The following is a 1,225-nucleotide window of genomic DNA, read 5'->3' on the forward strand; positions in this document are numbered from 1 at the left end:
TACGGTTTCGACGTTCCCGAAGAATATCGCTAGCTGTTGCTATTTGCATCGGGGCACGACTTCAGCGCTTGCCGCAGATGCGCTGCGCCAGACCGCCCTGGACATCACGCCACGCCGTATATGGCCCTCCGCGCACGCGAGTCCCATTTCGCCTGCTTGATCCAGTACTCGTAGAACGGATAGGGGGTCACCTTGTACTGGCGCCAGGTCTTCTCGTACGTGCCGCGGGCTGCCTGCCTCACTATGAGCTCGGCGAGCTCGTCCGCGCTCCTGCGGACCTTGAAGCACCATGTCCACTTGAACCAGGCGAGGTAGTTCTCGAGGCGTCTCGTGGAGACACCCCGGAACCTGCCGATGAAGTGCCTCATCTGGGAGTGGAGGCTGTTCACCCTGTTGATGGCGTGCTCCTCCCTCTTGCTGGCGATGTGCGCGCCGACGCCGAGGGCGGGCAGGACGCGGCGGTACACGTGCGCACGGTCCGTCGAGATTATCGCGCCGACCGCGAGCTTGTCGGCGAGCAGCTCCCTGGCTGCCGCCTCGTCGAGGCCGCCCCTCCCCGCGATCTCGTAGAAGATGTCGCCGGCGTCGTTGATGCCGGTGAGCACGCATATCTTCTCGTGCCCGTCGGTTCCCTGCGACCTTGTGCGGGGCTTCCTGGGCATGCCGGACTCCGACCTAGAGCGGTTTCCCTTGAAGCTCTCCCTGAAGAAGCACTCGTCGAGCTCGGCCCCGCCGCCGGCCTCCACGCGGAAGGCGGGCATGCGCTTGGCCATGGCCTCGAGCAGCCTGTGGCGCATGAAGAACGCCGTCTTGAGGCACACGCCGCACTTTTCCGCCGACTCGCGCAGCGGGAGCATGTCCACGTGGCACTCCGCGAACCTCATCCAGGCCGACCTGTCGAGCTTGGTGGTGGAGAAGATGCGCATGGTGGCGTCGGTGAAGGTCCTGGCGCACCCTCGGCAGAGGAACCGCTGACGGCCGCGCCCGTCTCGCCCCCTCTTCACGTAATGCGGGGAGCCGCACCAGGGGCAGGCTCTGTCGGGATCGTCTTCCGCCCCCTCGCTTGCCGCGAGTTCGAAAAGCTCCGCGTCTATCAGCGCCTTGAGCGATCTCAGGACCCTGCTCTTCTCGGCAGCCGTCATCTGCGGGAGGAACTGCCTCGTCAGCTGGGTGAGCACGTCTTCCATTGCAACCTCCATCTCTCCTGATGATGGAATTGTCGCAA

General features: G+C 64.7%; 1 protein-coding gene. It reads right to left on the reverse strand.

Annotation, left to right across the window (positions count from 1 at the left end; all coding sequences use genetic code 11):
• Positions 1-104: 104 nt before the first annotated feature.
• The coding region (locus DXB98_RS10020) for an IS1595 family transposase (RefSeq protein WP_233505161.1) at positions 105-1,225 on the reverse strand (1,121 nt) is incomplete at its 5' end.

This window comes from Collinsella sp. OM07-12 (assembly GCF_003438275.1).
Taxonomy (GTDB): domain Bacteria; phylum Actinomycetota; class Coriobacteriia; order Coriobacteriales; family Coriobacteriaceae; genus Collinsella.